Genomic DNA, 21,334 nt, shown 5'->3' on the forward strand with positions numbered 1-21,334 from the left:
TGCCGCAGTGGCCCATGTCTTGATTAATCTGTTGGCGGAGGCGTTTCTTTGCGCCTCCGCCACTGATGTGCCCCCCGGCATTCAGAGGCCCCCTGCTACCCGAGGAGTGACTCCCTCCAGCGATGGACGGATCGTCCTGTAGTACCTGCGCCGCCCCCTCCCGACATATCGAGGCGGCGGCATGACCATCCCCCTGCTGCTCCTTGGGGCGGCGTTCCTGCTGATTCTCGCCAACGGCTTCTTCGTGGCGGCGGAGTTCGGCCTCGTCACGGTCGAGCGGCCCGACGCCGAGAAGGCCGCGGCCGACGGCGATCGACGGGCCGCTACGGTCGTCGAATCGCTCAAGGAGCTGTCCTTCCAGCTCTCCGGCACCCAGCTCGGCATCACCATCACCTCACTCGTCGTCGGCATGCTCGCCGAACCGGCGCTCGCCGAACTGCTGCACGGACCCTTCACCGCCACCGGACTGCCCGAGGGCGCCGTGGCCGGCGTCGCCGTGGTGGTCGGCATGCTGCTCGCCGCGGCCGTGCAGATGGTCGTCGGCGAACTCGTGCCCAAGAACTGGGCGGTGTCCAAGCCGCTGCAGGTCGCCCGCTTCGTCGCCGGCCCGCAGCATGTCTTCTCCAGCCTGTTCCGCCCGGTGATCGCCGCGCTCAACACGGTCGCCAACCGGCTCGTCCGAGCCCTCGGCGTCGAGCCCACCGAGGAGCTGGCCTCCGCCCGCACCCCCGGCGAACTCGTCTCCCTGGCCCGGCACTCGGCACAGGCAGGCACCCTGGAGCAGGACACCGCGGATCTCTTCGTACGGACCATCTCCCTGGCCGACCTGACCGCGCAGCACGTCATGACCCCGCGCGTGAAGGTCAGCGCGCTCCAGTCGTCGGCGACGGCCGAGGACGTCGTCAACCTCACCCGCGCCACCGGCCTTTCCCGCTTTCCCGTCTACCGGGAGCGGATCGACGAAATCGTCGGCATGGTGCACCTCAAGGACGCCCTCGCGATCCCCGCGCACGACCGGCTGCGCACCCCCGTCGGCCGGATCGCGCAGGCGCCGCTGCTCGTCCCGGAGACACTGCCCGTGCAGCCCCTCCTGGAGCAGCTGCGCAACCAGCAGCCCATCGCCGTGGTTGTCGACGAGTACGGCGGCACGGCCGGTGTCGTCACCCTGGAGGACATCGTCGAGGAACTCGTCGGCGAGGTCCGCGACGAGCACGACGGTCAGGACCTGCCGGAACTCGCCGCCGCGCCGAGCGAGGACGGGCGGCCCGCGTGGGACGCCGACGGCAGCTGCCGGGTGGATGTCCTGCAGCGCATAGGCCTCGACGTGCCCGAGGGGCCGTACGAGACCGTGGCGGGCCTCGTCGCCGATCTGCTCGGACGGATCCCGGCCCCCGGTGACAAGGCCGAACTCCCGGGCTGGCGGCTTTCGGTGCGCCAGGTCGGGCACTACCGCGCCGAACGCGTACGTCTCGTGCGGACCGCGCCGGTCGCGGAGGCCGTCCGATGAGCGTGCTCCAACTCCTGTTCGCCGTCCTCCTGGTGCTCGCCAACGGCTTCTTCGTCGGCGCCGAGTTCGCGCTCGTCTCCGTGCGGCGCAGCCAGATCGAACCACTCGAGTCCGCGCGGGCCCGGCAGGTCCTGTACGGCCTGGAGCGGCTGCCACAGATGATGGCCGCGGCCCAGTTCGGCATCACCATCTGCTCGCTGACGCTCGGCGCGGTCGCCGAACCGACCGTCGCCCAGCTGCTCGAGCCCGTCTTCGAAGCCGTCCATCTGCCGCACGGGGTGATCCACCCCCTCGGGTACGTCATCGCGCTCGCGGCCGTCGTCTTCTTCCACCTCGTCATCGGCGAGATGGTGCCGAAGAACCTCGCGATGGCCGCGCCGGAGAAGACGGCACTGTGGCTGAGCCCCGGTCTGGTCGCCTTCGCGCGCCTGTGCCGACCGGTCACGGTGGCGCTGGGCGCGTGCGCGCGGCTGATCCTGAAGCTGTTTCGCGTGGAGCCCAAGGACGAGGTCGAGGCGGTCTTCACCAGCGAGCAGCTCAACCGCCTGGTCGAGGACTCGGGCCAGGCGGGCCTGCTGGACCCCAAGGAGCAGGAACGTCTGGAGGACGCCCTCGAACTGGGCTCCCGCCCGGTCACGGACGTCCTCCTGGACCGCGACTCGCTGGTGACCGTCGGCCTCTCGGTTACGCCGGGCCAGGTCGTCGCGCTCACCGCCCGCACCGGGTACTCCCGGTTCCCCGTGGTCGCGGAGAACGGCGCGTTCATGGGATACCTGCACGTGAAGGACGTACTCGATCTGGAGGAGTCCGAGCGGGCGGTGCCCCAGCACATCTGGCGCCCCATGACGACCCTGCGCTGTGAACTCCCGCTGGACGACGCCCTGACGGTGATGCGCCGCGCCGCGACGCATCTCGCCCAGGTCGCCGACGCGTCGGGCCGGGTGCTGGGCTTGGTGGCGCTGGAGGACGTACTGGAACTGCTCGTCGGTGAGGTGCGGGACCCGGCACACCGGGAAGCGGCACCGGCGCGGGTCACGGAGACCCGCCCCAACGAAACACCGGAACAGGCGCTGGCGAGCTGACAGCGAAACCCCGGGTCCCCTCGGCCGTCGTACGACCGAGGGACCCGGGGTTTTGTCGTGATGTGTCACATTGCCGACGGATCCTGCGGTCCCCGCCCCGACAGCACCTCGCCGTACGCCTGCATCAGGTCGGGCAGCCGCAGGGTCGACAGGTCGTCGCGGGACGGTGTGCTCGGGTAGCCGGAGAGCCGCAGATCGCGGTACGCGCAGCTCTTCTCGTAGAGGGTGCGCAGGAAGCGGCCGTTGCCGAGTTCGTCGATCCAGCCCTGGTCGACGACGTGGCCGTTGATGGAGCGGAGTTCGTCGAGCGCCTCCTCGTCCCAGATGTCGCCGTTCTCGGCGGCCAACACCTCGCCGATGGAGGTGAGTTCGAGGGGGCGGTAGGAGGGGAAGTCGACGCGGGTGGTGAAGCGGGAGGAGAGACCGGGGTTGGCGGCCAGCAGACGGTCCATGCCCTCCGGGTAGCCGGCCAGGATCACGACCAGGTGGTCGCGGTTGTCCTCGGCCCGCTTCAGCAGGACTTGCAGGGCCTCGTCGCCGTACGCGTCGCCCTTGCCGTAACCGGAGTTGGACAACGAATAGGCCTCGTCCACGAAGAGGACTCCGCCGATCGCCGAGTCGATCAGTTCGTTGGCCTTCACGGCGGTCTGGCCGAGGTATTCGCCTACCAGGTCAGCCCGTTGGGCCTCCACCAGATGATCGCCGCCGAGCAGCCCGAGCGCGTAGAAGACCCGGCCGAGAATGCGGGCCACCGTGGTCTTGCCGGTGCCAGAGGGGCCGGAGAAGACGAAGTGCCGCTTCGGCGGCTGGACCGGCAGGCCCTGCCCGGCCCGCAGCCGCGCCATGTTCAACTGCGCCGACAACGCCTTCACTTGGCGCTTCACGGGCTCCAGGCCCACCATGCGCTCCAGCTCGACGAGCGCCTCCTCCAGCAATGCCGGGTCGGTCGGCCCGGCGGGCAGCGGCTGCACCGGCACCACGGCCTTCTCGCGCACCATGTCGGTCTCGGGGGGCAGCGCACCCGGCGGCAGCGGATCGGGCTCGGACAGCTTGAGGTCGCGGCCCTCGGCGCCGAACAGCGGATCGATGCCGTCCGGGCCCTCCATCACGTCCTGCCCGACCCCGGCGAGCGTGATCGCCGCCAGGTCGGCGGCGGCATCGTCGTACCCGTCGCCCTCGGAGATCGCCGCGAGCCGCGCCGAGGTGTCCATGAAGGCCGGGTCGACCCGGTGCACAGCCCGATACAGGGGCAGCGCGGCGGCCGACCGTCCGGTGCCCTCGTGCGCCCGCGCCAGCCAGTACCGCAGCTCCTTTCGCTGCGGCTGCTCACTGCGGCAGCGCATCAGCGCGGACGACAGCAGCGGCTCCGCCTGCCCGAACATCTCCAGCCTGACCCGGGCCATGCCGCCGAAGAGGCCGGCCTCTATGCCCAGCATCGGGTCGTCGATCAGCGGATCCGTGTGCCGGACCAACTGGTCCCAGTCCTTGACCAGATAGGCGCGGCAGGCGTGCAGGAACCGCACCTGCGCGTCGGCATCGACCGGCGGCAGACCCGCCAACGCCCGGTCCAGCTCGGGGACATGGCGTCCGTCCAGCCAGTGCGAGGCGTGCGCGAGCAGCAGATCGCGCGGGCTCTCCAACACGGGCTGCACCCACCAGCCCAACCAGTACCAGGAGTTGAGCCTGCGCCGATGGCGCGAGCGCTGCTCCCCGAAGCGGTCCCGGTGCCGGAACATCCGCAACAGCGCGGTCGTCGTTTCCACCCGTAGCGCGTGCAGTCCGAGCCAGCCGTCAGCCATGCCCGGGTCCATCCGGACCGCGGCCCGGAACTCCTCCTCCGCCTGCGGGTAGGCGCCCATCGTGTAGGCGTCCACACCTCGCAACCAGGCGAGGTCGGCCGGGGCCTCGGGGCCCTGCGTGCCGAAGTCCATCACGTCCCCCACAAACCGTGCCCCCGATGGTCAGGGGGTGTCTTGTGGATCAAGACGCCCCCTTGCCGCCGGGCGGTGCCCGTCGGCAGCCTTGGTCGAACCACTGTGCCGCGGACGGGAGTTGCATCGGTGCGCTGAGCAGCCGTCCGAAGGTCGCACCGAGAGGCATCGTACCTGCGGTGCATACGCGGGCCGAAGGGTGCCGCACGCCTCGTTCCGCGAGGTGGGGGCAGACGGGGGCGCACAGCGAACGGTGACCGAGGGTGAGCGAATCGCGGCGCGCGGCGCCCGAAAAGAGAGGGTGTGGGCAGAACGAAGCCCCCGATCACGGGGGAACAACCGGGGGCTTCGCGTCTGAGGGCGGCTTCGAAAGGCCGCACATTCAGAACGTAAGACCTGTACGGCCCCCCGGTCAAGCCGAGTTGAGGCACTGAAGCAACTTCTCCCGCAAGGGTCTTCACGAGTTCAGCACATTGCGGATGGGTCGTCACCGTGAGTGATGAACTGGTCTGGTCCAGAGGTCTCAGCAGGCTTCGAAAGCACCTCGTACCCCTCAGAACTCTGTCGCACCAGAAGATCGGCGAAGGGTCTCGAGGGATCCTGGAGGAAGTGCCGACGCTCCGCGCAGACCCACCCGGCCCAGAACTCGCCCAGTGCCTCGCCGTCCCGTCGCCGCCCGCGTGTCCAGGCCTCGTTGTGCGGCAACTCCATCCACAGCAGTCGCGCGAGATACGGGCGCAGCGCGCGCCGGCCCGCGCCGACACCCTCGAGCAGGATGACCGGAGCGGGCGGCAGTTCGCGGAGGGGCCCGAAGCTGCGGGCGGTCCAGTCGTACGGGGCATAGCGCGCGGCCTCGCCGCGGCGCAGCGGCTCGACCACCTGGTCCAGCAGCCGCCCCGTCCAGGCGAAGAGCTCCTCATGCGTCGCGATGTCGTCGAGGTGCAGCACGGGCGCGTCGCCCAGTGCCGTGGCCAGCCGTCCGGCGAAGGTGGACTTCCCGGAGCCCGCGTGTCCGTCGACGCCGATCAGGCGGACGGGGCCGCAGGAGGGCGGCAACCGGCGCAGGCGGGAGGCGAGGTCGTGCAGCACGGTTTCGGAGGGGTGGTGAGGTGAGGGCACGTGTCCAGGAAACACCCTTGTGGCGGGGACGATCGGCCAGGGTCGACGCGCCCGCGTGCGGCGCAGGTCATGTCAGTGGTCCTGACCAATATTGGTGGGCGCGGCGCAGGCCGAAGTGCTGGCAGCAGCCGCCTCGCGCCGTCCATAGTGGGGGACCGCCGCTTCCGGACGAACTGGGGGTCCCCCACCCATGACCAGAGCTTCAGAGCCGTCCCGCAGATCCCTGCTGGCCGTGGCGGTCGCCGCGGCGGCGGCCGGCACCGCGGGTCCCGCGGCCGCGGCCACCCCGACCAGGTCGGTGGGAGCGCCCTCAAGCTTCGTGGACAACCGCGCCTGGATCTCGTACGCCGACTGGCGGACCGGTACCGCGAAGGGCACACGTGCCGTGCCGGAGGTCCGTCCTGGCCTGGTGATCGCCACCCCGGCCGGTACCGCGGACTACACCGATCCGCACACCGGCAAGACCGCCACCTGGGAGTACGCGACCTGGACCACCCCGGTCCACCGGCTCACCGTCCCCGCCACCGAGGCCATCGTCTCCTGGAACGCGCACACCCCGGCGGGCAGCTGGCTCCAGGTCGAGCTGACGGGCACGTACTCCGACGGCACCGCCACCCCCTGGTACGTGATGGGCCGCTGGGCGGCCGGTGACCAGGACATCAAGCGGACCTCGGTCGACGACCAGAAAGACGGCAGAAGCAGCGTCTGGACGGACACGTTCTCCATCGACGACGCGGCCTCGGGCCTGCGCCTTGTCTCGTACCGGCTGCGACTGACCCTGTACCGCACCCCGGGCACCAAAATCACGCCCACGGTGTGGCGGCTCGGCGCGATGGGCTCGGACGTCCCCGACCGCTTCACCGTCCCTGCCTCCACCCCCGGCCTCGCCCAGGAGCTGAAGGTCCCGCGCTACTCCCAGGAGATCCATGCGGGCCAGTACCCCGAGTACGACAACGGCGGCGAGGCGTGGTGCAGCCCCACTTCCTCGCAGATGATCACCGAGTACTGGGGGCGCAGGCCGACGGCGGGGCAACTGGCCTGGGTCGACCCGCACTACGCCGACCCGCAGGTGTGCCACGCGGCCCGCTACACCTACGACTACCAGTACGGCGGCTGTGGCAACTGGCCCTTCAACTCCGCGTACGCGGCGACGTACAAGGACCTCCAGGGTGTGGTGACCCGGCTCGGCTCGCTCACCGACCTGGAGACGCTGATCGCCGCCGGCGTCCCGGCCATAACGTCTCAGTCGTTCCTCGAGTCCGAACTGACGGGGGCGGGTTACGGCACCTCGGGCCACCTCATGACCGTCATCGGCTTCACCGCGGACGGCGATGTGATCGCCAACGACCCGGCGTCGTCGAGCAACGACGCGGTGCGCCGCGTCTACAAGCGGCGCGAATGGGAGAACATCTGGCTCCGTACGAAGCGGTACAACGCCTCCGGGAAGGTTGTCTCCGGTACGGGCGGAGTCTGTTATCTGTACTTCCCGGCGCAGCCGTCGGCGCGGCAGCGTACGGCGCTCGCGGCGGTGGGCGTGCGGTGAGAAAAAGGGGCGCGCCGTGCGCCTGCGAGTACAGCCGCTCGTAGAACCGCGCGTGGCCCTCGCTCACCGACAGGTCGGACCAGGTCTTCACGTGACGCTGTCGCCGAGCCACTGGTGGGTGAGTTCGCCGTCGGCGGCAGCCGTGAGGCCCGGGGGTGTGGTGATGCGGAAGGCGATCGGCGCGCGCTGACTGGGATGGTCGTTCGACGGGAAGATCGGGTCGCCGAGTCCGGCCGCACCTGGGGACGGGGCGGCGGCTGCCACCGTGATCGCCGCCGCCAGAGCGAGGCGGGCTCTGTGGCGAGGTGTCCGGAACACACTCACCACGGTCGTGTGAGGAGACGCACACGCGCGGAGCACCGTTGCGGAGAACAAAGGCATTCGAACGTGGTCGAAGTGATCGGCGTGACCAAGGTCTCTACCGCTGTAACCCGAACCGGTGGCAAGGTGGTCGAGTCGGTGGGGAGCCGGCGGGAGGCGGGGGAACTGCACCGCACCATTCCGTCAGCTACGTCAGGGAGAAGCACATGACCGCGACCTCCGCCACCGCCAGCCGTGTCCGCGCCCGCACCGGCGGCCCCAAGGACGACGGCCCCAAGATCCTCGAACACATCGCGGGCTGGACCTTTGTCGTGGTCCTGGCGATGCTTGTCACGCAGCTCGGCCTGCTGTGAGCTGAGGTCTCGCAGGACGGACGGAGGAAGGCCCTCCAGAAGCCGGCCCCGGCAGTCGATCGGACTCGAACGAGCAGGCGGTATCGGTCTGCCATACTGCGAGCGTCCCGCTGGCAGTCGGAGACTAGGGCCGGAATTGAATCATAGTCAACAGAGCGCTGTCGACCGCCCCAGGGTGCGCGGCACCGATCGCTCACTGGCGCGTCGCGCCGAACTCATCGCCATCGGACGGAAGTTGTTCGCCGACACGTCGTACGACGCGCTGTCGATGGATGACATCGCGCGACAGGCGCGCGTCGCCAAAGGGCTGATCTACTACTACTTCAAGTCCAAGCGCGGCTACTACCTCGCCATTGTCGAGGACTCCGTCGCCGACCTGGTCTCCCGGGCGGCCGGCGGCCTCGAACTGCCCCCGGTGGAACGGGTCCACCGCACCATCGACGGCTATCTGCGCTACGCCGAGCACAACCAGGCCGCGTACCGCACCATCATCACCGGTGGAGTCGGCTTCGACACCGAGGTGCAGGCCATCCGCGAGGGCGTGCGAGAGGTCATCGTCCAGACCATTGCCGAAGGCGCGTACGGCAGGCGCAAGATCGCGCCGCTGCCCCGGATGGCCCTGCTCGGCTGGCTCTGCAGCGTCGAGGGCGCGACGCTCGACTGGATCGGCCATCAGGAACTGCCGCGCGACACCATGCGCGAGCTGCTGGTGAAGATGCTGGGCGGCGCGATGCGCGCGGTCGAGGAGCTGGACCCCTCCTACTTGGCTCCGGGGCCCGCTCGCCGGGACGCCTGAGCGAGGGCGGGGATCACTCGCCCGACCCCGCCCCGCCCCGCCCCGACTCGGACCCCTTTCGCTTTCTTTTAATAAGCGGTCGTTAACTGGTGACTCGATGCCTCCGATCGGGCATACTCACAGCGCCACGGTCGCTGGTCAGGTCGTTCTCCACCCCGGAACGGCAGCATCGGCCAGGCCACGTAAGACTCGGCGGAAGGCGCCCCACCCATAGGCCCGTCCGCCTGTGCCCGACAGGGAGGAGAGCGTCGCCATGCCCGACCGCGCCCCGCAGCCGGTGGACCGTCCATTGCCCACGGACGAGGCCCGGGATCTGATCTCGCTCGTGCGGGACATCGCACGGCGCGAGATCGCCCCCAAGGCGGCCGAGGAGGAGGACGCCGGGCACTTCCCGCGCGATGTCTTCCGCCTGCTGTCCGAGTCGGGCCTGCTCGGACTGCCCTACGACTCGGAATACGGCGGTGGCGACCAGCCGTACGAGGTCTACCTCCAGGTCCTCGAAGAGCTCGCCGCTGCCCGCCTGACCGTCGGTCTCGGCGTCAGCGTGCACTCCCTCTCCTGTCACGCCCTGGCGAACTACGGCACCAAGGAACAGCAGGTCGAGCACCTGCCCGCGATGATCGGAGGCGGCCTTCTCGGCGCTTACTGCCTCTCCGAGCCGTCCTCCGGTTCGGACGCCGCCTCCCTGCGCACCAAGGCCGTGCGGGACGGTGAGGGCTGGGTGATCACGGGCACCAAGGCCTGGATCACACACGGTGGAGTCGCCGACTTCTACACCGTGCTCGCGCGCAGCGGAGGCGAGGGCGCGCGCGGAATCACCGCCTTCCTGGTGCCGGGCGACGCCGAAGGGCTGAGCGCCGCGCCGCCCGAGAAGAAGATGGGCATGAAGGGATCGCCCACCGCCCAGGTCCACTTCGACGGTGTGCGGGTCGACGACGACCGGCGCATCGGTGACGAGGGCCAGGGCTTCGCGATCGCCCTGTCCGCGCTCGACTCCGGGCGGCTGGGCATCGCGGCCTGCGCGATCGGCGTGGCCCAGGCGGCGCTGGACGAGGCGGTCGCGTACGCCACCGGGCGTGAGCAGTTCGGGCGGCCGATCTCCGACTTCCAGGGACTGCGCTTCATGCTCGCCGACATGGCGACGCAGATCGAGGCGGGCCGGGCGCTCTATCTGGCGGCGGCACGGCTGCGCGACGCGGGCCGACCGTTCTCCAAGCAGGCGGCCATGGCCAAGCTGCTGTGCACGGACACCGCGATGAGGGTCACCACGGACGCCGTCCAGGTGCTCGGCGGTTACGGCTACACCGCGGACTTCTCCGTCGAGCGCTATATGCGCGAGGCCAAGGTGCTGCAGATCGTCGAGGGCACCAACCAGATCCAGCGGATGGTCATCGCCCGTCACCTCGCGGGTCCCGACTCGCGCTGAACTGGTTCAGGCCGACCGGGGGTGCCGTCAGCCGGACCCACTCCGGGTCGTGGCGCCCCGGAAGGGTGCGACCGCGATCGGCCCAAGTGCGGATCAGGGCGCGGTAGATGGGGGGATCCTGGGGGGACGCCGGCGCCTGCTGAACCGATTCTGCCGGAGCTGGGACGAGGACCCGATGCCGACGCCCGGTCGTTGAGTAGGTGGGGGTCATACCGAGGCAACGCGCGGGCGGGCGGGCAGGTCACCGATCATCGGAATCGGCTGTGAGTTCGCGACGGGCCCGTACGGGGGGTTTCGTCCGTGGTGCGAAATCCGGCTCCGGGTCGTCATCCGATACACCGTCAACGGTGCTGCGTGGGCGGCCGCGTTCCTCAGGTGACAGCGTCGACCGCCGTGTGCACAGGGAGACCTGCTGCGCCCGGTGATCGCCCCGATGCCTTCGTCGAGTACGTCGACGCCTCGACGTGCGGCCGATGTCCCCGACGAGCACCCCGTGTGGTCACCGTCCCGCCACCGGATCCGGACATGCCGACCCCGCACTACGGCAGCCTGCGAGCCATGGTGCAGGGCAGCTAACCGAACACTTGCCCAGTGTTCCACCCTTCGGGGTGGAGGTGTAGGGCATCCTGCCGGTAGCGGCCCGGAGGGGCGCAGCACCATGGCAGGATCGCTTTGTCCGGCAATGTAGTTGTCGGATCTACCGCCGGACGGGCGGGAAGTCAGGCCTGTGGAGGCCGTGTAAGACCGATCCTCACCGGTCGGCAGTGGCCTGTGAAACAGGAACCCGAGGTGGTACCGCGTAGCGGTACGGACCGGAATCTCCTGCCCTCGGGCAGGAGAGGGCGTCAATGGAAGGGGCCGGGTGCCGATCGCTGAGCGCTCAATGGGCGCTCAGCGGGCGTTCATTGGACGCTCGGTGAGCGCCCATTGAGCGCGAAGGCCGGTCAGGCGGCCTGGCGGCGCATCCCCGGGACGCGAATCGGGCGCGAGCCCGGGCCGCCGACGTGCGAGAACGGCTGCGTCCGCCAGTCGAGGCCCTGAGGGAGCGTCAACAGGAGGGCCGTGTCCTGCTCCTGAAGTTCCGTGGACTCGTCCGCGGGTCGGGCGTCCGCCGCGGCGCGGCCGGTGCCGGCGCAGACCGTGAGCCCGAACGGGTTCCACGGCGAGGCGCACAGCGCGTGCTCGGGCAGGACCTGCTCGTCCGCCAGGAGCGCGATGGGCTGGGCGCAGTCCGGGCAGATCACCCGGTACATCTCGAAGGTGTCGTAGGCGTCGAACTCCTCACCGTCGACGGCGTCCGGTTCGACGCCCTCCGGCTCGGGCTCGACGACCGACTGCGGCCGCTTGGATGCGGTACGACCAGGGCGCTTAAGACTCTGCATGGGTTTCTCCCCCTCGGGTGGGCCGACAAGGCACTGCGACCTCGACCACAGCAAGCACTTCCCGTCCCGTCTCTGCGGTAATCACGAGAACATCACGGACCCGGTTGTGGCACTGTGTCGTTCGTCACATGCCGCCCGCAGGTGCCCGGTGCGGTGCATTTGTCCCCCGGGCGGCTCGCAACCCGCTCCAGGCCACATCACGAACCGGGTATGACCTGCGCCGCTGAGGTATCCGGTGGGTTCAAGGGCCCTGTAGGTTCTTGCGTCATGGAGGAGCTGGACCGACAAATTGTGCAGCTGCTCGTCGCAGACGGGCGGATGAGTTACACCGACCTGGGCAAGGCCACGGGCCTGTCCACGTCCGCCGTGCATCAGCGGGTGCGCCGGCTGGAGCAGCGCGGGGTCATCCGCGGCTATGCCGCGGTCGTGGACCCGGAAGCCGTCGGGCTGCCCCTGACCGCCTTCATCTCGGTGAAACCGTTCGACCCCAGCGCCCCCGACGACATCGCGGAACGCCTCGCGGGCGTGCCCGAGCTCGAGGCCTGCCACAGCGTCGCGGGCGACGAGAACTACATCCTCAAGGTGCGGGTCTCGACCCCGCACGAACTGGAGGAGCTGCTCGCCCGCCTCCGCACCCTCGCGGGCGTGTCGACGCGGACCACCGTGGTGCTGTCCACGCCGTACGAGGCCCGGCCGCCCCGGATCTGACCGCCCCGGGCATCGACCGGTCGTCGGCAGGCGCGAGACTGTTCCCCATGAGTGAGAGCACCGCCTCGTCGGACACCGTGCTGCTGCGCGGTGGAGAAGTCCACAGTCCCGCCGATCCCTTCGCCACCGCGATGGTCGTCGAACGCGGGCAGATCGCCTGGGTCGGATCGGAAGGCGCGGCAGACGCCTTCGCGGACGGGGTCTCCGAGGTCGTGGACCTCGAAGGAGCGCTGGTCACCCCAGCGTTCACCGACGCCCACGTGCACACCACCTCTACCGGGCTCGCCCTCACCGGCCTCGACCTCTCCGACGCGCCCTCCCTGGAGGCGGCCCTCGCTCTCGTACGCGACTTCGCCGCCGCCCGTCCCACCGACAGGGTGCTGCTCGGGCACGGCTGGGACGCGGCCCGCTGGCCCGGCGGACGCCCCCCGACCCGCGCCGAACTCGACGCGGCGACCGGCGGACGCCCGCTGTACCTCTCCCGCATCGACGTGCACTCCGCCGCGGTCACCACCGCGCTCCTGGACCTGGTGCCGGGGGTCACGGCACGAACCGGGTACGCGCCCGACGCCCCGCTGACCCGCGACGCCCACCACGCCGTCCGCGCCGCCGCCCTCGGTGCCGTGTCCGGGGAGCAGCGCACCGAGGCCCAGCGTGCCGCGCTCGCCCACGCCGCCTCGCTCGGCATCGGATCCGTGCACGAGTGCGCGGGTCCGGACATCTCCTCCGAGGACGACTTCACCGGACTGCTGCGGCTCGCCGCCGAGGAGCCGGGCCCCCGGGTCGTGGGCTACTGGGCCGAGCGGGCCGAGGCGGGCGTCGAGAAGGCCCGGGCGCTGGGCGCGGTCGGCGCCGCGGGCGACCTCTTCGTCGACGGCTCCCTCGGCTCGTACACCGCCTGCCTGCACCAGCCGTACGCCGACGCCGACCACACCGGCACCGCCTACCTGGACGCGGCCGATGTCGCCGCGCATGTGGTGGCATGCACCGAGGCGGGCCTCCAAGGGGGCTTCCACGCCATCGGGGACGCCGCGGTGACCACCGTGGTCGAGGGGGTGCGCGCCGCCGCAGAGAAGGTCGGCCTGGCCCGCGTCCGCGCCGCCCGGCACCGCGTCGAGCACGCCGAGATGCTCACCCCCGAGACCATCGCCGCCTTCGCCGAGCTCGGCCTCACCGCCTCCGTGCAGCCCGCCTTCGACGTGCTGTGGGGCGGCGAGGACGGCATGTACGCCCAGCGCCTGGGCGCCGAACGGGCCCGCGCCCTCAACCCCTTCGCGGGCCTGCTGCGGGCCGGTGTCCCGCTCGCCCTGGGCTCCGACAGCCCCGTCACGCCCCTCGACCCGTGGGGCACCGTCCGCGCCGCCGCCTTCCATCGCACGCCGGAGCACCGGGTGTCCGTGCGCGCCGCGTTCACGGCGCATACGCGTGGCGGCTGGCGGGCGATCGGACGGGACGACGCGGGTGTCCTGGTGCCGGGGGCGCCCGCCGACTACGCCCTGTGGCGCACCGCCGAGCTCGTCGTGCAGGCGCCGGACGACCGGGTCGCCCGCTGGTCCACCGACCCCCGCTCCGGCACCCCCGGGCTGCCGGACCTGAGCCCCGGTGGCGACCTGCCCGTGTGCCTGCGCACCGTCGTCGGCGGCCGGACGGTTTTCGTACGGCCGGGCGAGTGATCTCCTGGGATGGTGCGGTGGTCATCGACCGCCGCCGCCGCGTCGCGCGACCTGCGTATCCCCGGGGCTGACCAGCTGAGAGGCGAGAAAGCCGCAGGTCGGACCACTGTTGACAGTTGGCCGCGGGTGGCCGGTAGGTTCGGCCGGGTCCACCACGGACGTCCGACCGGAGAACTTCCAGGCAGTCGCCGGAGTGCCGCTGGGTCAGGGGTGGTGTGCCGCACCGGCGCACCACCACTGGGAGCCAGGCTCAGCGTTCGCGCCACGGCGAGGGAACGTTCGTGCCTGTCGGCAGGGTGTGACCCGGGTGGGGCCCGGACGTCCAGTAGACAACGGCTTTCGGTCGACCCGCAGCCAGCGGGTCCCTGGTCGGCCCGAAGGGCGCCGGGCCCCGATCCGCAGTGCGGTGCTTCGGCGCGGGAAGCGCGCTCCTACCCGGCTGTTGGCCATTCGACACCCCCTTACTCCTGCGCCGACGCGTCAGCGCAGGCTGCGGCCACTATGGTGGACCCCTGCGTACGGACATGAAGGGGCAGTAGTGAACGACGGCGACGGGACCCTCGCGGCAGGAGCCCAGGGGAGGCGGTTCGGCCCGCTCGGCACGGCCTTGGTGATCATCCCGACCTATAACGAGGCGGAGAACATCAAGAAGATCGTCCGCCGGGTACGTGCCTCGGTGCCCGATGCGCACGTTCTTGTGGCGGACGACAACAGCCCCGACGGCACGGGCAAGCTCGCCGACGAACTGGCGGTCGAGGACGACCATGTCCAGGTGCTGCACCGCAAGGGCAAGGAAGGCCTGGGCGCCGCGTATCTCGCGGGCTTCCGCTGGGGCCTGGAGCACGGCTACGGCGTCCTCGTAGAGATGGACGCCGACGGCTCGCACCAGCCTGAGGAGCTGCCCCGGCTGCTGACCGCCCTCAAGGGCGCCGACCTCGTGCTGGGTTCGCGCTGGGTGCCGGGCGGGCGCGTCGTGAACTGGCCCAAGTCCCGCGAGTTCATCTCCCGCGGCGGCAGCCTCTACTCGCGTCTCCTGCTCGACGTACCGATCCGGGACGTCACGGGTGGCTACCGCGCCTTCCGCCGAGAGACCCTGGAGGGGCTCGGCCTCGGCGAGGTCGCCTCCCAGGGATACTGCTTCCAGGTGGACCTGGCCCGGCGCGCGGTCAAGGCGGGCTATCACGTGGTCGAAGTCCCCATCACGTTCGTCGAGCGGGAACTCGGCGACTCCAAGATGAGCCGCGACATCCTCGTGGAGGCCCTGTGGCGGGTCACCACATGGGGTGTGGCGGAGCGGGTGGGCCGGATCGGCGGGCGGAATCCCTCCTGACCCGGGGTTTTCGTTCCACCCGACGCAGGGGCTTCGGTCCACAGCTGCTGTTGATCATCCGCTTATCCCGTACTGAGGCGTGCCCAGGCACACTGGGTGCATGACGACTGGCGCACCGACTCCCACGTACCCCGCCCGGCCGCGGCGTTCCCGGCTGCGCACCTTCCTGCCGCTCGGCATCGCCGCCTGGCTGGTGCTGGAGATCTGGCTCTTGACCGTGGTCGCTGGTGCGGCGGGCGGCGGCGCCGTGTTTCTTCTGATCGTCGCCGGGTTCGTGCTGGGCGCCGTGGTCATCAAGCGGGCCGGCCGCCGGGCCTTCCGCAACCTCAGCGAGACGCTGCAACAGCAGCAGAACGGCGTGACCCCGACGAGCGGGCGTGGCAATGGCAACGGGCTGATGATGCTCGGCGGCCTCCTTCTGATGCTCCCCGGGCTCATCTCGGACGCCCTGGGCCTGCTCCTGCTGGTCCCGCCGCTCCAGAAGGCCCTGAGCCGCTACGCCGAGCGCACCTTCGAACGCAAGATCCGCGAGGCCGCCCCCGGCACCGTCGGCGACGTCTTCCAGCAGACCCGCATCCACCGCCCCGACGGCAAGGTGGTGCAGGGCGAGGTCATCAGGAACGAGGGCCCGCAGGCCCCGAACACGAAGCCGGGCCCGCACCCACCGCTGAACCACTGATCGCTGGGGGCGGGCTCGGACATTCAGCCCGTACGGCGCTGGAGGACGAGCCCGCCAGGGCGAAGCGGGGTCTGGGGCTGCCGCCCCCAGGGGACCGGCCCCGCACCATCCCGCACCCGCACGTACCACCGCCGCGCGGTTGCGCACGGCCGCGCACGACGCACAAAGCCGCAGGCGCCGTACCCAGAAGGTACGGCGCCTGCGGCTCCGTGCGTGGTATGCCACCCAACCCCCGGAGGGGTTACGCGGACTTGCGGCTGTCCCGCGGATGCACCGCGATGTTCATCGCGCCGGAGCGCAGAACGGCCAGGCGCTCCTCGAGGACCTCTTCGAGTTCCTCTCGGGTGCGCCGCTCCATCAGCATGTCCCAATGCGTACGCGCGGGCTTGGCCTTCTTTTCCTCAGGGCCGTCGCCGTCCACCAGGAGTGCCTGCGCCCCGCAGACCTTGCACTCCCACTCCGGCGGGATCTCCGCCTCGACCGAGAAGGGCATCTCAAAGCGATGTCCCTTCTCGCATGCGTACTCCACGGCCTGGCGCGGGGCCAGGTCGATGCCGCGGTCCGTCTCGTAGCTGGTCACCACGAGGCGCGTGCCGCGAAGAGCTCGCTCACTCATGAATCGTGCCTCCCGGGCTTGTCGCCCACAGGACAGGTGTCGCTGTCGTCGTCATCCGGTCAACGTCCGGTCGGCGGTAAAGATTCCCGTTCCGGGTCATGCTCGCCGTCGTAGCCGCCCCTTGTTGTACCCACCTGCGCCCGGTTTGTCACATCTGACAGCAGATGTCACCCAGCGTTTCGGCTTCTTTGACGCGCAGTAACGGTACGCCTGGCAGGCCAAACGCGTACACTACCGGCCTTTGGCCTCGGGCGCTAAATCCTGTCCGGTACGGGATTGCCCGCGTCCCGCACCGCCTGGCGCACCGGAACCCGTGCGAGCAGCACAAAGCCGAGGACGAAGAAGGCCACCAGGGAGAGGATCGCGTCCCGATAACTTCCCGTCAGCTGGTAGGTCAGCCCGAACAGAAGCGGGCCCAGCCAGCTCATGCCCCGGTCGCTCATCTCGTACGCGGAGAAGTACTCGGCCTCCTTCCCGCTCGGCACCAGATGCGAGAACAGCGAGCGCGACAGCGCCTGGCTGCCACCCAGGACGAGGCCGATACCGGCGGCCAGGACGAAGAACCAGAAGGGCGCGCCCGCGGGCAGGAAGTACCCGGCGCCGAGCGTCACGGTCCAGGCCACGAGGGAGCCGAGAATTGTGCGCTTCGCCCCGTAGGTGCGTGCCAGCCGTCCCATGCCCAGGGCGCCCACGACCGCGAGCAGCTGGACCAGCAGCACGGCGACGATCAGGGTCGACTGGCTGAGCCCCAGCTCCTCCGACCCGTACAGCGAAGCCTGCGAGATGACCGTCTGGATGCCGTCGTTGTAGACGAGATAGGCGAGCAGGAAGGCGAGGGTGAGCGGTTTGCCGCGCATGTCGCGCACGGTGGCCGCCAGCTGTCGCCAGCCCGGCACGGAGGCCTTCTGGGACGGTGTGGCACGGCGATCGCGCAGCCGCTTGAGCGGTACGAGGGTGAAGGCGCCCCACCAGACGCCCGCGGAGGCCAGACAGATGCGGACGGCCGTCGACTCGGAGATGCCGAAGGAGTCGTGGGCCGTGAACAGGATCAGGTTCACGACCAGGACCAGTGAGCCCGCCGCGTAACCGAAGGCCCAGCCGCGGGACGAGACCGCGTCGCGCTCCTCGGGCGGGGCTATCTGCGGCAGATAGGAGTTGTAGAGGACCATCGACACGGCCACCGAGGCGTTGGCGACGATCAGCAGCAGGCCGCCGAGCAGATAGCGGTCGCCGGCCAGGAAGAACATGCCCGTGGTGGCCGCGGCGCCCAGATAGGCGGAGGCCGCGAGGAGCGGCTTCCTGCGGCCGGTGCGGTCGGCGGCCGCGCCCGCGATCGGCATCACGAAGATCGACAGGATGACGGATGCCGAGACCGAGTACGCGAAGAAGGAGCCGGCCCGGATCGGGATGCCCAGAGGGTGCACAAAGCCGTCCGCGTCCGCCGCGTGCTTGGCGACCGACGTCAGATAGGGGCCCAGGAACACGGTGAGCACGCTCGTCGAGTAGACGGAGCACGCCCAGTCGTAGAAGTACCAGCCTCGCTGCTCGCGCCGCCGCTCGGCGGCCTTCTGGGCCGCCTGTGCCCGCACGGTGTCGGTGCCCACCCGTGCCCCTCGCTTCCGCGTGAAAGGGCCGCGCGAGAGGGCTCAGACCCAGGTGCCCCGGTCCTCCAGGACCCTGCGCAGCGTGTCGATGTGATCGGTCATGATGCCATCGACTCCCAGGTCCAGGAGACGGTGCATGCGATCCGCCTCGTTCACCGTCCACACGTGCACCTGCAGCCCGCGCGCGTGGGCTGCGCGCAGAAAGCGCCGGTCGACCACCGGCACGCCCGACTGGGACTCGGGTACCTGGGCGGCGATCGCCGAGTCGCGCAGCGCCGCCGGTATGCCGTACGAGCGCAGCCGAAGCCCCAGGACGGCCTTGGTGCCGTACGAGGTGGCCAGGCGCGGTCCGGCCAGGCGCTGGGCCCGGAAGACCCGCGCCTCGGAGAAGGAGCCGACGCAGACGCGGTCCCAGGCGTCGGTGCGGCCGATCAGGTTGAGCAGGGGATGGAGGGCGGGTTCGGCCTTGACGTCGACGTTCCAGCGCACGTCGGGGAAGGTCTCCAGGAGCTCCTCGAAGAGGGGCACCGGTTCCTTGCCCGCCACGCGCGCGTGGCGCACGTCCGCCCAGGGAAGGTCCGCGATCCGGCCCGCGCCGTCCGTCACCCGGTCGAGGGTCGCGTCGTGGAAGGCGACGAGCTTGCCGTCCGCCGTCGCGTGCACATCCGTCTCGATGTAGCGGTAGCCCGCCTCCACCGCGTGCCGGAACTGGGCGACGGTGTTCTCCAGACCGTCCGCGGCCCCGCCCCGGTGGGCGAATGCGATCGGTCCGGGGTGGTCGAGGTACGGATGGCGTATGCGCATGCTCACCCAGGCAGTATCGCGCGCTCGGGTTGACCGACGGCAACGACCGTGCTGCCCCCCGGTGCCGGGCGAACGGCGAAAACACGCAGGAAGAGCTGGGCGAGAGGGCCGATCGCGATTGCGTACAGCACCGTGCCGATGCCGACCGTGCCGCCGAGCGCGAAGCCGGTCGCGACGACCGCCAGTTCGAGGACGGTGCGCACCAGCCGGATCGAGCGGCCCGTACGCCGGTGCAGGCCCGTCATCAGGCCGTCGCGCGGACCCGGACCGAAGCTGGCCGATATGTAGAGGCCCGTCGCCGCACCATTCAGCAGGATGCCCGCCAGGAGCAGCGGAATCCGTACGGCCAGGGAGTGCGCACCCGGCACCAGGGCGAGCGTGCCGTCCATGGCGATGCCGACCACGAAGACGTTCGAGACCGTGCCGAGGCCCGGGCGCTGGCGCAGCGGGATCCACAGGAGCAGCACCGCCGCGCCCACGATGATCGACACCACGCCGATCGTCAGGCCGGTCAGCTGGGCGAGTCCCTGGTGCAGCACGTTCCAGGGCTCCAGACCGAGGCCCGACTCCACGAGCAGGGCCGAACTCGCGCCGTACAGCGCCAGGCCGACGTACAGCTGGACGAGCCGACGGGGGAGCCGCGCGGACTTTGTGCGTGTGGACTCGGATCGTGTGGACTCGGATCCTATGGACAAGAGATGCCCTCCTGTGGTGGTAGTGGCCTGACGCGTGACATTCTGTGGCTTGGTGGAAGATGCCATCCAAGGCCAATCTGGGATAGGTGGACTGGAAATCATGGCGCAGTGGACTTCGGCAGTGGGTGCCGCGCAGCTCGCTCGGCTGCTCAACTCCCAGCAGGAACGCCCGGCGGGGCCCGGCACGCGCCGTCCGCCCGCCTATCGAGCGCTCGCCGACGGCATCCGGTTGCTCGTGCTGGAAGGCCGGGTTCCGGTCGCCGCGCGGCTGCCCGCCGAGCGGGAGCTCGCCCTGTCCCTGTCCGTCAGCCGTACGACGGTCGCCGCGGCCTACGAGGCACTGCGCGGCGAAGGCTTCCTGGAGTCCCGCCGGGGAGCGGGCAGTTGGACCGCCGTGCCGGCCGGGAACCCGCTGCCCGCGCGCGGCCTGGAACCGCTGCCGCCCGAGGCCCTGGGCTCCGTGATCGACCTCGGCTGCGCGGCGCTTCCTGCGCCCGAGCCGTGGCTCACCCGTGCCGTGCAGGGAGCCCTGGAGGAGCTGCCGCCGTACGCGCACACGCACGGCGACTACCCGGCGGGGCTGCCCGCGCTGCGCGAGATGATCGCGGAGGGGTACACCGCGCGCGGCATTGCGACCATGCCCGAGCAGATCATGGTGACGACCGGCGCGATGGGCGCGATGGACGCCATCTGCCATCTCTTCGCCGGGCGCGGTGAGCGCATCGCGGTCGAGTCGCCCTCGTACGCCAACATCCTTCAGCTGATGCGGGAGGCCGGCGCCCGGCTGGTGCCCGTCGCCATGGCCGAGGGGCTCGCCGGTTGGGACATGGACCGCTGGCGGCAGGTGCTGCGGGACTCGGCGCCCCGGCTTGCCTACGTCGTCGCCGACTTCCACAACCCGACCGGCGCCCTCGCCGACGAGGACCAGCGCCGTCGCCTCGTGGACGCGGCCCGCTCCGCCGGGACCGTGCTGGTCGTCGACGAGACGATGAGCGAGCTGCACCTGGACGAAGGGGTGGAGATGCCACGTCCCGTCTGCGGCTTCGACCCCGCCGGCTCCACCGTCATCACCGTCGGGTCCGCGAGCAAGGCGTTCTGGGCGGGGATGCGGATCGGGTGGGTGCGGGCGGCCCCTGAAGTGATTCGCAGCCTTGTCTCCGCGCGTGCGTACGCGGACCTGGGCACGCCGGTGCTGGAACAGCTCGCCGTCAACTGGCTCTTCAGCACCGGGGGTTGGGAGCGAGCTGTCGAGATCCGGCGTGAGCAGGCCCGGAGCAACCGGGACGCGCTTGTCGCCGCCGTACGCCGGGAGCTGCCCGACTGGGAGTTCTCGGTTCCGCGGGGCGGGTTGACGTTGTGGGTGCGGACCGGAGGGTTGTCGGGGTCGCGGCTCGCCGAGGCGGGGGAGCGGGTGGGGGTGCGGGTCCCCTCCGGGCCGCGGTTCGGGGTGGACGGGGCTTTCGAGGGGTATGTGCGGCTGCCGTTCACCGTCGGGGGTGCGGTGGCTGAGGAGGCGGCGGTGAGGTTGGCCGCGGCGGCGCGGCTGGTGGAGACGGGGGGAAGCGGGGGGAGTGAGGCGCCGCGCATGTTCGTGGCTTAGGGCCTGTCCGGCGGATCACGCCGGAGACGCGGGGCTTGGTGCGCCCATCTGCGGCGTTGTCGTCGGTTGTCGACTCCCCCACTCTCGGCTTCGCTCGAGCGGGGGGACCCCCATCGCGTCGACGCCCTCCTCCGCCTTGCAGCTGGACGCACCAAGCCCCGCTCG

At 70.7% G+C, this 21,334-nt stretch carries 19 protein-coding genes; 11 read left to right on the forward strand and 8 right to left on the reverse strand.

What is annotated here, in order from left to right:
• Positions 1–181 precede the first annotated feature (181 nt).
• Together AB0D57_RS10775 and AB0D57_RS10780 are read left to right on the forward strand one after the other, a co-directional pair.
• Entirely contained in the window at positions 182–1,507 is a 1,326-nt protein-coding gene (locus AB0D57_RS10775) for a hemolysin family protein (protein ID WP_362070042.1), read from the forward strand.
• Positions 1,504–2,589, forward strand: coding sequence for a hemolysin family protein (locus AB0D57_RS10780; protein ID WP_362070045.1), 1,086 nt, complete (start codon positions 1,504–1,506; stop codon positions 2,587–2,589). The genes AB0D57_RS10775 and AB0D57_RS10780 overlap by 4 nt, the downstream gene beginning before the upstream one ends.
• A 65-nt stretch (positions 2,590–2,654) precedes the next feature.
• On the opposite strand, the gene AB0D57_RS10785 is transcribed toward AB0D57_RS10780, so the two are convergent.
• Together AB0D57_RS10785 and AB0D57_RS10790 are read right to left on the reverse strand one after the other, a co-directional pair.
• A complete protein-coding gene (locus AB0D57_RS10785; protein ID WP_362070048.1) occupies positions 2,655–4,520 on the reverse strand; it encodes an AAA family ATPase in 1,866 nt (621 codons plus the stop codon).
• A gap of 465 nt (positions 4,521–4,985) precedes the next feature.
• A complete protein-coding gene (locus AB0D57_RS10790; RefSeq protein WP_362070051.1) occupies positions 4,986–5,639 on the reverse strand; it encodes a hypothetical protein in 654 nt (217 codons plus the stop codon).
• Positions 5,640–5,829: 190 nt separating this feature from the next.
• Between AB0D57_RS10790 and AB0D57_RS10795 the strand changes: the two genes are divergently transcribed.
• Positions 5,830–7,182: a peptidase C39 family protein gene (locus AB0D57_RS10795; RefSeq protein WP_362070054.1), complete on the forward strand. Its 1,353-nt coding sequence runs from the start codon at positions 5,830–5,832 to the stop codon at positions 7,180–7,182.
• An 87-nt stretch (positions 7,183–7,269) separates the two neighbouring features.
• Here AB0D57_RS10795 and AB0D57_RS10800 read toward each other — a convergent pair whose 3' ends face one another.
• Positions 7,270–7,500, reverse strand: a complete 231-nt coding sequence (locus tag AB0D57_RS10800; RefSeq protein ID WP_362070057.1) for a hypothetical protein — start codon at positions 7,498–7,500, stop codon at positions 7,270–7,272.
• Positions 7,501–7,709: 209 nt separating this feature from the next.
• Here AB0D57_RS10800 and AB0D57_RS10805 point away from each other — a divergent pair, with 209 nt between their 5' ends.
• The 3 genes from AB0D57_RS10805 to AB0D57_RS10815 all read left to right on the forward strand — a co-directional run bounded on the left by AB0D57_RS10805 (position 7,710) and on the right by AB0D57_RS10815 (position 10,078).
• Complete coding sequence (locus AB0D57_RS10805) at positions 7,710–7,856, forward strand: SCO1431 family membrane protein (protein WP_362070059.1); 147 nt, start codon at positions 7,710–7,712, stop codon at positions 7,854–7,856.
• Between the two features lie 136 nt (positions 7,857–7,992).
• Complete coding sequence (locus AB0D57_RS10810; RefSeq protein WP_362070062.1) at positions 7,993–8,652, forward strand: TetR/AcrR family transcriptional regulator; 660 nt, start codon at positions 7,993–7,995, stop codon at positions 8,650–8,652.
• A gap of 253 nt (positions 8,653–8,905) precedes the next feature.
• Positions 8,906–10,078, forward strand: coding sequence for an acyl-CoA dehydrogenase family protein (locus AB0D57_RS10815; RefSeq protein ID WP_362070065.1), 1,173 nt, complete (start codon positions 8,906–8,908; stop codon positions 10,076–10,078).
• A gap of 944 nt (positions 10,079–11,022) precedes the next feature.
• Here the strand turns inward: AB0D57_RS10815 and AB0D57_RS10820 are convergent.
• Positions 11,023–11,460, reverse strand: a complete 438-nt coding sequence (locus tag AB0D57_RS10820; RefSeq protein WP_362070068.1) for a hypothetical protein — start codon at positions 11,458–11,460, stop codon at positions 11,023–11,025.
• 267 nt (positions 11,461–11,727) lie between these two features.
• Between AB0D57_RS10820 and AB0D57_RS10825 the strand changes: the two genes are divergently transcribed.
• From AB0D57_RS10825 to fxsA, 4 genes are all read left to right on the forward strand, one after another.
• Positions 11,728–12,168: an Lrp/AsnC family transcriptional regulator gene (locus AB0D57_RS10825; protein WP_266824639.1), complete on the forward strand. Its 441-nt coding sequence runs from the start codon at positions 11,728–11,730 to the stop codon at positions 12,166–12,168.
• Positions 12,169–12,215: 47 nt separating this feature from the next.
• Complete coding sequence (locus AB0D57_RS10830; RefSeq protein WP_362070072.1) at positions 12,216–13,841, forward strand: amidohydrolase; 1,626 nt, start codon at positions 12,216–12,218, stop codon at positions 13,839–13,841.
• A gap of 538 nt (positions 13,842–14,379) precedes the next feature.
• On the forward strand, positions 14,380–15,171 hold the full coding sequence (locus AB0D57_RS10835; RefSeq protein ID WP_362070075.1) for a polyprenol monophosphomannose synthase: 792 nt from the start codon (positions 14,380–14,382) through the stop codon (positions 15,169–15,171).
• A 100-nt stretch (positions 15,172–15,271) separates the two neighbouring features.
• Positions 15,272–15,850 (forward strand): FxsA family membrane protein, encoded by a 579-nt coding sequence (fxsA, locus tag AB0D57_RS10840; RefSeq protein WP_362070078.1) that lies wholly within the window; start codon positions 15,272–15,274, stop codon positions 15,848–15,850.
• A gap of 241 nt (positions 15,851–16,091) precedes the next feature.
• On the opposite strand, the gene AB0D57_RS10845 is transcribed toward fxsA, so the two are convergent.
• From AB0D57_RS10845 to AB0D57_RS10860, 4 genes are all read right to left on the reverse strand, one after another.
• Positions 16,092–16,466: an RNA polymerase-binding protein RbpA gene (locus AB0D57_RS10845; protein WP_003977404.1), complete on the reverse strand. Its 375-nt coding sequence runs from the start codon at positions 16,464–16,466 to the stop codon at positions 16,092–16,094.
• Positions 16,467–16,720: 254 nt separating this feature from the next.
• On the reverse strand, positions 16,721–18,070 hold the full coding sequence (locus AB0D57_RS10850; protein ID WP_362070085.1) for an MFS transporter: 1,350 nt from the start codon (positions 18,068–18,070) through the stop codon (positions 16,721–16,723).
• Between the two features lie 42 nt (positions 18,071–18,112).
• Complete coding sequence (locus AB0D57_RS10855) at positions 18,113–18,880, reverse strand: glycerophosphodiester phosphodiesterase (protein WP_362070088.1); 768 nt, start codon at positions 18,878–18,880, stop codon at positions 18,113–18,115.
• Entirely contained in the window at positions 18,877–19,635 is a 759-nt protein-coding gene (locus tag AB0D57_RS10860) for a hypothetical protein (protein ID WP_362070091.1), read from the reverse strand. The genes AB0D57_RS10855 and AB0D57_RS10860 overlap by 4 nt, the downstream gene beginning before the upstream one ends.
• Positions 19,636–19,669: 34 nt before the next feature.
• Here AB0D57_RS10860 and AB0D57_RS10865 point away from each other — a divergent pair, with 34 nt between their 5' ends.
• Positions 19,670–21,169 (forward strand): PLP-dependent aminotransferase family protein, encoded by a 1,500-nt coding sequence (locus AB0D57_RS10865; RefSeq protein WP_362070094.1) that lies wholly within the window; start codon positions 19,670–19,672, stop codon positions 21,167–21,169.
• Positions 21,170–21,334 lie beyond the last annotated feature (165 nt).

Source organism: Streptomyces sp. NPDC048275 (assembly GCF_040652275.1).
GTDB lineage: Bacteria > Actinomycetota > Actinomycetes > Streptomycetales > Streptomycetaceae > Streptomyces.

What these genes read in the sequence shown, in the direction of transcription:
- AB0D57_RS10785 (WP_362070048.1), bottom strand. Translation starts at nt 4,520, where the DNA reads ATGGACTTCGGCACGCAGGGCCCCGAGGCCCCGGCCGACCTCGCCTGG.
- AB0D57_RS10775 (WP_362070042.1), top strand. Translation starts at nt 182, where the DNA reads ATGACCATCCCCCTGCTGCTCCTTGGGGCGGCGTTCCTGCTGATTCTC.
- AB0D57_RS10830 (WP_362070072.1), top strand. Translation starts at nt 12,216, where the DNA reads ATGAGTGAGAGCACCGCCTCGTCGGACACCGTGCTGCTGCGCGGTGGA.
- AB0D57_RS10865 (WP_362070094.1), top strand. Translation starts at nt 19,670, where the DNA reads ATGGCGCAGTGGACTTCGGCAGTGGGTGCCGCGCAGCTCGCTCGGCTG.
- AB0D57_RS10820 (WP_362070068.1), bottom strand. Translation starts at nt 11,460, where the DNA reads ATGCAGAGTCTTAAGCGCCCTGGTCGTACCGCATCCAAGCGGCCGCAG.
- fxsA (WP_362070078.1), top strand. Translation starts at nt 15,272, where the DNA reads ATGACGACTGGCGCACCGACTCCCACGTACCCCGCCCGGCCGCGGCGT.
- AB0D57_RS10845 (WP_003977404.1), bottom strand. Translation starts at nt 16,466, where the DNA reads ATGAGTGAGCGAGCTCTTCGCGGCACGCGCCTCGTGGTGACCAGCTAC.
- AB0D57_RS10860 (WP_362070091.1), bottom strand. Translation starts at nt 19,635, where the DNA reads ATGGCATCTTCCACCAAGCCACAGAATGTCACGCGTCAGGCCACTACC.
- AB0D57_RS10815 (WP_362070065.1), top strand. Translation starts at nt 8,906, where the DNA reads ATGCCCGACCGCGCCCCGCAGCCGGTGGACCGTCCATTGCCCACGGAC.
- AB0D57_RS10780 (WP_362070045.1), top strand. Translation starts at nt 1,504, where the DNA reads ATGAGCGTGCTCCAACTCCTGTTCGCCGTCCTCCTGGTGCTCGCCAAC.
- AB0D57_RS10805 (WP_362070059.1), top strand. Translation starts at nt 7,710, where the DNA reads ATGACCGCGACCTCCGCCACCGCCAGCCGTGTCCGCGCCCGCACCGGC.
- AB0D57_RS10795 (WP_362070054.1), top strand. Translation starts at nt 5,830, where the DNA reads ATGACCAGAGCTTCAGAGCCGTCCCGCAGATCCCTGCTGGCCGTGGCG.
- AB0D57_RS10825 (WP_266824639.1), top strand. Translation starts at nt 11,728, where the DNA reads ATGGAGGAGCTGGACCGACAAATTGTGCAGCTGCTCGTCGCAGACGGG.